This window comes from Burkholderia sp. BE17 (assembly GCF_009362305.1).
Classification (GTDB): Bacteria; Pseudomonadota; Gammaproteobacteria; order Burkholderiales; family Burkholderiaceae; genus Burkholderia; species Burkholderia pyrrocinia_C.
In genome coordinates, this window is record NZ_WHNU01000090.1 from 1 (window position 1) to 6,742 (window position 6,742).

At 66.1% G+C, this 6,742-nt stretch carries 6 protein-coding genes and 1 pseudogene; 4 read left to right on the forward strand and 3 right to left on the reverse strand.

Annotation, left to right across the window (positions count from 1 at the left end; translation table 11 throughout):
- Window positions 1–128: 128 nt before the first annotated feature.
- A pseudogene (locus GD429_RS39715) lies at window positions 129–596 on the forward strand (EamA family transporter); the annotation flags it as partial.
- A 69-nt stretch (window positions 597–665) separates the two neighbouring features.
- On the opposite strand, the gene GD429_RS39720 reads toward GD429_RS39715, so the two are convergent.
- Together GD429_RS39720 and GD429_RS39725 are read right to left on the reverse strand one after the other, a co-directional pair.
- A complete protein-coding gene (locus tag GD429_RS39720; protein WP_321575146.1) occupies window positions 666–1,298 on the reverse strand; it encodes a LysE family translocator in 633 nt (210 codons plus the stop codon).
- A gap of 126 nt (window positions 1,299–1,424) precedes the next feature.
- The gene (locus GD429_RS39725) at window positions 1,425–2,321 is read right to left on the reverse strand and encodes a LysR family transcriptional regulator (RefSeq protein WP_152865666.1); all 897 of its coding nucleotides are present in this window, start codon (window positions 2,319–2,321) and stop codon (window positions 1,425–1,427) included.
- A gap of 419 nt (window positions 2,322–2,740) precedes the next feature.
- Here GD429_RS39725 and GD429_RS39730 point away from each other — a divergent pair, with 419 nt between their 5' ends.
- On the forward strand, window positions 2,741–3,589 hold the full coding sequence (locus GD429_RS39730; RefSeq protein ID WP_152865668.1) for a sulfite exporter TauE/SafE family protein: 849 nt from the start codon (window positions 2,741–2,743) through the stop codon (window positions 3,587–3,589).
- Window positions 3,590–3,994: 405 nt separating this feature from the next.
- On the opposite strand, the gene GD429_RS39735 is transcribed toward GD429_RS39730, so the two are convergent.
- Entirely contained in the window at window positions 3,995–4,951 is a 957-nt protein-coding gene (locus tag GD429_RS39735; protein WP_321575147.1) for a LysR substrate-binding domain-containing protein, read from the reverse strand.
- Between GD429_RS39735 and GD429_RS39740 the strand changes: the two genes are divergently transcribed.
- Window positions 4,944–6,380, forward strand: a complete 1,437-nt coding sequence (locus tag GD429_RS39740) for a D-serine ammonia-lyase (protein ID WP_152865672.1) — start codon at window positions 4,944–4,946, stop codon at window positions 6,378–6,380. The two genes, GD429_RS39735 and GD429_RS39740, sit on opposite strands and share 8 nt — an antisense overlap.
- Before the next feature lie 53 nt (window positions 6,381–6,433).
- Window positions 6,434–6,691: a hypothetical protein gene (locus tag GD429_RS39745; RefSeq protein ID WP_006478949.1), complete on the forward strand. Its 258-nt coding sequence runs from the start codon at window positions 6,434–6,436 to the stop codon at window positions 6,689–6,691.
- Window positions 6,692–6,742: the final 51 nt, after the last annotated feature.

Genomic DNA, 6,742 nt, shown 5'->3' on the forward strand with positions numbered 1-6,742 from the left:
GTTCACGAAAAGTGCGAAAGTAAACGCGATCCGCCGACAGTTTACAAGCGCTGCGCTATCTCATTGAATGTAAACGCTTCTTTCCGGCCTCGGCAACCGGGGCTCGAAGATATGTATAAGACGATGGCTATGGCCTCGCCTTCTTCGGCGCGCTGATCTGGGCCGGCTATTGCACGGTGACGGCACGCATTGCCGACGGCAAGAACGGCGTCACGCCGTTCTTCATGCTGGTCGCAGCGGCGCTCTGGATCAAGTTCGCGATCGAAGGCGGCGGCGCCATGACGTTCAGTCTTCACGCGGTCATCTATATCGTGCTGGCTGCGTCGGCGCTGGGGTTCGGCTATGCGGCATGGAACACCGGCATCATGCACGGCAACGTGACGATCATCGTCGGCGCGTCGTACCTGACGCCGGTGCTCGCCGCCGCGCTCGCCGCGACGCTGCTGCATGCGCCGCTGCCGGTCGAATTCTGGCAAGGCGCGGTGATGGTGTGCGGCGGATCGATCCTGTGCTGGCTCGCGACACGCAGCCGACGCGGTGAAAAGGCAGCGCCCGTGCAGGTCGGGAAGGATGCCGAGGGCAATTGCGCCGGATGACGAAGCGGGAGGCTTGCGACGGGACGCAGGGTTGCCGGCTGCGGCTGCATGAACCGCAAGCCGCCCGCTCTAGCGTTGCGATTCCAGCGCGATACGCACCGCCAATCCGGCCAGCACGGTGCCCATCAACCAGCGCTGGACCGACGCCCAGACCGGCCGTCCCGCCAGAAAACCCGCGATGGAACCGGCCATGCAGGCGATCAGCGCGTTGACGCTGACGCTCACCGCGATCTGCACGCAGCCGAGCGCCAGCGATTGCGCGAGCACGCTGCCGTGCCCCGGTGAAATGAACTGCGGCAGCAGCGACAGATACATCACCGCGATCTTCGGATTCGCGAGGTTCGTCACGAAACCCATCGTGAATAGCCTGACGCGGCTGTCGTGCGGCAACTGCCGGACCTGGAACGCGGAGCGGCCGCCCGGCTTGAGCGCCTGCCACGCCAGGTACGACAGATAGAGCGCGCCGGAAAAGCGCAGCACGTCGTACGCATACGGCACGGTCAGCACCAGCGCGGTGATGCCGAGCGCCGCGCAAAACATGTAGAAAACGAACCCCAGCGCGACGCCGCCGAGCGACACGAGCCCTGCGCGGCGGCCCTGGCAGATCGAGCGCGAAACCAGGTAGATCATGTTCGGTCCGGGCGTCAGCACCATGCCGAGCGACACGAGTCCGAACGCAAACAGGGTGGGCAGGGCCGGCACGGCAGTCTCCTTCGCGGCAGAGCAGTCAAGTTGACGAGGTTCGAACAATGTATTGCATCTCGATCATCTTCAACATGAATAAATTGCAAGCCGCCCATGAGCGCTTTTCATCGTGCGGATCGCGGGTTACCTGCCCTTCTTCGCGCGTGTCTGGATCGCCTTCCCCGCCTTGACGCGTTGTGCGTCGACGAGCCTCACGAACTCGTCGATAACCGCGTTGCCGGTCACGTTCCACGACAACCGCACGGAACGATGCAATCTCGGCGACAGTTCCAGCACGCGGCCGCCGAACGGCGTGTACGTGAGCGTGATGCGCGGCACGATCGACACGCCCATGCCGGCCTCCGCCATCGAAAGAATGGTGCGCATCTCGACCACGTTGAACGCGGCCCGAAGCGGCGCACCGCCACGCGCGAAGTAATCCGCGATCAGCGGCCCGCACCCGGCCTTCGAGAAAATGAACGGCGCCGCGGACAACTGTTTTGCCGACACGCTCTTGCGGCCGCCGAACATGCCGTCCGCCGCCACCGCGACAAAATCCTCGTCGAGCAGCGGCAGAGTGTGCGCGAACGTCTTCGTGCCGGCCACCACGCCGATGTCGGCGGTACCGTCGTCGATCCACCCTTCGACTTCGCTGTCCGTGCCTTCGAGCAGCACCGCCGACACACCCTGGTGCAGCTCCTTCAACGCCTCGAGCGCGGGGACGACGAACGCCAGCGAGACGCTCGGCAGCGACGCGACCACCAGCTTTCCTTCGAGCTTGCCGCGCGACAGGCTGAACTGCTGCCGCAGCATCTGCGCTTCACGCACCACGCTCTGGACATACGGCCACAGGCGTTCGCCCGCCGCCGTCAACACGACCGGCTGCCGGTCACGCCAGAGCAGCTTGACCTGCGTGATGTCCTCCAGCTCGGTCAATGCATGGCTGATCGCGGATTGGCTGCGACTGAGCCGGTCGGCCGCGGCCGTCAGCGAGCCGAGTTCGACTACGGCGGCCAGTGCCTGCAACTGGGCAAGCGTCATCGGGTCTCCTTGTTCCAGGGCATGTATGTTTTACATGAGGCGGTGAAGCATCATGAATCATACTGAACCGAAGCGACAGTACGGCAAACGGCACGGCACCCGGCCCCGCGCCGCGATCGAGCCGAACGTCCTCCGACTGCCCTCAGGTAAGATGCACGCTCGATCCGCCGCGCCGATTGCATGCGCACCGACCGGCGGGCGAGAAGCCATGTTGAACCACGCCACCGCGTTGCTCATGCTTGCCGGGACGACCTGCCGGCCGGAAGGGGCCGCGCGCTCGCCGGCCGCACCAAAGGCGGTGCCATGCGATCGGATGACCGGTTCAAGCCAGACCAAAACGAATGCGTGCGGAACGCACGCGACCGCAACAGGCTCCATCGACCGCGCTCGCTGCCGGTGATGCCGCGACATGCCATTCCATGATTCATTTCAATCTGACTGAAGGTGTGCTGGTCTCCAGCCTGCAGGGGCTTACCGCGTTCGACCTGGCCGGCATAGCCGTCGCGCTGCTGCTGGGCGGCATGGCCAAGGGGATCACGGGCATCGGCGTACCGCTGATCGCGATGCCGATACTCAGCCAGTTCCTGCCGATCCGGCATGCGGTGCTGCTGCTGTCGATGCCGATCATCCTCGGCAACATTCCGCAGGCGCTCGAAGGCGGCCAGGTGCTGGCGACGGCCCGGAAAATCGCCGCACCGATCGCGGGCACCGTCATCGGCAATATCGTCGGCGTGGCGATCCTGCTGTCCCTCAATCCGGGGCACGCGCAGGCGGCATCGGGCGCACTGCTGATCGTTGCCGCGACGCTGATGCTCGCCGCACCGAAGCTCAACCTGCCGGACGCGTGGCAGAAGCCCGTCGGATTCGCGCTCGGGTTCGGCGCGGCGCTGATGGAAAGCATCGCATCGGTTCCGGGCCCGCTGCTCGCCACCTACCTGATTTCGTCAGGCGCGACCGGGCGCGTGTTCACGAAGCAAATCGCGATCATCCTCGTGGTGTCGATCGTCACGCTGATTACGACGTTCAGCGGCACCGCGCACGCCAGCGGCGCCGACCTGGCCATCTCGGCGGCGGCCAGCCTGCCCGCCATTGCCGGCATGTGGCTCGTCCGCCCGCTGCGGGACAAGATGTCGCCGAGGATCTTCCGGATGGTCGTGCTGCTGTTCGTGCTCGCCGCGGCATCGCAGATGATCTGGAAATCGGGCGTGTTCAGGCATGGCGGTTCGCCCGTCGCTCAAACGGACAGCGGGCACGCCGGCAAGAAATGACGATCGGCGCGCCGCCATCGATCGCGCATGCGTTCTGAAAGCTGCAAAGCGTAGTATTCGCGGGCCCGGCGTTTCGCTCCGCCCGACGGCGCGGACGACACGTTACCGATTTTCTACCCGCACGCTGATGCCGACGTCGGCGCTGCCCCGCTTTCAGAGGCACGAGATGGAAACCTATGTGTTGCTTGGCTGCGGGCTCGGCCTTGGCCTGTTGATCGCCATCTGGGGAATCTGGTCGCTCAGGTAAACCGCTCGTTCCCGCCGGCCTGCAAGGAATCAGTATGGAGACGGATGGGAAATCGTAGTTTCACGCACGCTCCCTCACCCGATTGCTTCGCAGTCCCATTCAACCTGCCGTGGTCGATGCTTTCGCGACGAAAGCACCGCGCGAACGAAGCGACATCGTCACCGGCATCCATTTCCGTTCGAAAGCCATTGCGACCGTGCTTCGTCGAAGCGCGCGCACTCGGCCTTGAGCCAGCCCGAAAACGCCGCGGTGCGCGGATCGTCGGGATTGCGTGACAGCAGCATGTAGCGCGCCGGCGCGCGCACGTGCGTTCCGAACACGTCGACCAATCGTCCGCTCACGATCTCGTCATGCACCAGCGCTGCGCGGCCCATCGCGACGCCCTGGTGGTTCAGCGCGGCCGTGATCGCAAGGCTGGAGAAATTGAACTGCGGACCGTCCAGATGCGTGCTCCACGCCGGACGGGCTTCCTCCAGCCACGTGCGCCACTCCACGAACTCGGGCGCGCCGACCCACGGCGCGGCGTCGTGCAGCAGCACGACGCCGTCGAGCGATTTCCCGCCGGCGAACGACGGATGTTGCGCCAGATACGCAGGCGTCGCGACCGGAAACAGGGTTTCGTCGAGGATCGCGTCGGCATGCAGCCGGCTGTATTGCACCGGATCGTAGCGCACCGCCACATCGATGTCGTCGGTTTCCATCGCCTGCCGGTCCAGCAACTGGAACTCGGCTTTCACGCGCACCGACACGTTCGGCTGTTGCCGATGAAACTCGGTCAGACGCGGCATCAGCCATTGCAGCGCAAGCGACGGCAGACAGCTCACCTGCAGCGGCGCGTTCGGCATCCCGAGCGCCTGAAGCGTGCGATTGATGTCGCCGAACGCGCCCGACATCGTCCCGAGCAGCGTCGCGCCTTTCTCCGTCAACTTCAGCCCGCGCGCCTGACGAACGAACAGCGGATAGCCGAGCCGGTCCTCCAGGTGCCGGATCTGCTGGCTCACGGCGCTTTGCGTCAGGTTGAACGCCTGCGCCGTCTTCGTGAAGCTCAGCAGTCGGCCGGCGGTTTCAAAGCAGAGCAACGCACCGAGAATCGAACCGTCCAGTCGCATGGATATAAGCCAGGCTAATGCTTCCATTAGAAATCGGCGCTTTCGCGCCACCGGCCGGAATCGTAGCATTGCCCGTCATCATTCTGCTGAACGACGCCGAGGCCGATCCGTGATCATCACGCTCCAACCCGCCAACCTATTAGCCGAACTTCAATCCCGTCGCCCATTGCTGTGGCTGAACCCCGATGCCGGCAGCCCGTTGCCGCAGGACGCGCCGTCGTTCGACGCCATTGCAATGGCCGAAGCGCGGCTGGCGCGATGCGAGCCGCTGATGGCCGAGCTGTTTCCCGAACTCGCGGCCACCGCGGGGAAAATCGAGTCGCCGCTGATGCCGGCGGATGATTTGCAGCGCGCGTTGTCGCACTCGGCCGACGAGCACGGCGCCTGGTTCATCAAGCGCGACGATGCGCTGCCGATCGCCGGTTCGATCAAGGCGCGCGGCGGCTTTCACGAAGTGCTGGCGCTCGCGGAGTCGATCGCGATCGAACACGGGCTGCTCGAACCCGCGGGAGACCGGCGGATCCTCGCGTCGGCCGCCGCGCGCGCGCTGTTTGCCGTGCACACCGTCATCGTGGGCAGCACCGGCAATCTCGGCTTGAGCATCGGCGTGATGGCCGCCGCGCTGGGGTTCGAGTCGGTCGTTCACATGTCGACCGACGCGAAGCCGTGGAAGAAGGCACGCCTGAGAAACCGCGGCGTTCGCGTGGTCGAGCACGACGGCGACTATGCGCAAGCCGTCGCGGCCGGACGATCGCAGGCGCGCAGTCACCCGCGCTGCCATTTCGTCGACGACGAAGGCTCGCCGATGCTGTTCCTGGGTTATGCCGCAAGCGCCCGGCATCTCGCCGCGCAGCTCGCCGCGGCGGGCCGCATCGTGAGCGCGGCGCATCCGCTGTTCGTGCATATCCCGTGCGGTGTCGGCGGTGCGCCGGGCGGCATCGCCTATGGCCTCAACGCGCTGTTCGGCAAGCACGTGCATTGCTTTTTCGCCGAGCCCGTCGCTTCGCCATGCATGCTGGTCCAGCTTGCCGCCGGGGTCGACAAGCCGGTGTCCGTCTACGACGTGGGGCTCGACAACCGGACCGAGGCCGACGGCCTGGCGGTCGCGCAGGCATCGCATCTTGTCGGTCCGCTGATGGCGTCGCAATTGTCGGGCGTCTTCACCGTCAGCGACGAGCAGCTCTACGCGCAACTGCTGGCGGTTCGGCGCACCACCGGCGTGGAACTCGAGCCGTCGGCCGCCGCTGCCGTCGGCGGGCCCGGCTGGCTGACGCGGTCGTCCGCCGGCCGCGATTACGTGCGGCGCCACGCGATCGACATGCGCCGGTCGACGCACGTCATCTGGGCGACGGGCGGCTCGCTCGTGCCGCCGGAAGAACACCGCCGCTTCCAGTCTCATGCGCAAGCGCTCGCCGGGGCCGCACCCAGCGCGTGACGTGTTCGGCCCCGTGCCCTGCCCGGTTCCCGAAGACGCGTTAGACTGTCCCGATGGAACAATGCCGTTATTGCCAGAGAATCCGCGATGAATGGGATTGCCACGGGGACGAATGCCGCCGGGCAATCGCAAAGGCGCTGCGCCGGCAGCGCGCGGGCCTGCCGATGGTGCCCGATCGCATCCGCAACGAGCTGCCGTCCGGCGCGCCCACCCAGCAGGTGATCGCCGTCCTGTCGCGCCAGCGCCTGCGCGCGCGCCGCGGCAACGAGGAACGCCGGGAGCGCAAGGAAATCGACGACGACGGCGTCTGATCCGGCCGCACCGCGGCTCGCCCGCATCCTCTCCACCGCCCCCGTCGCCAC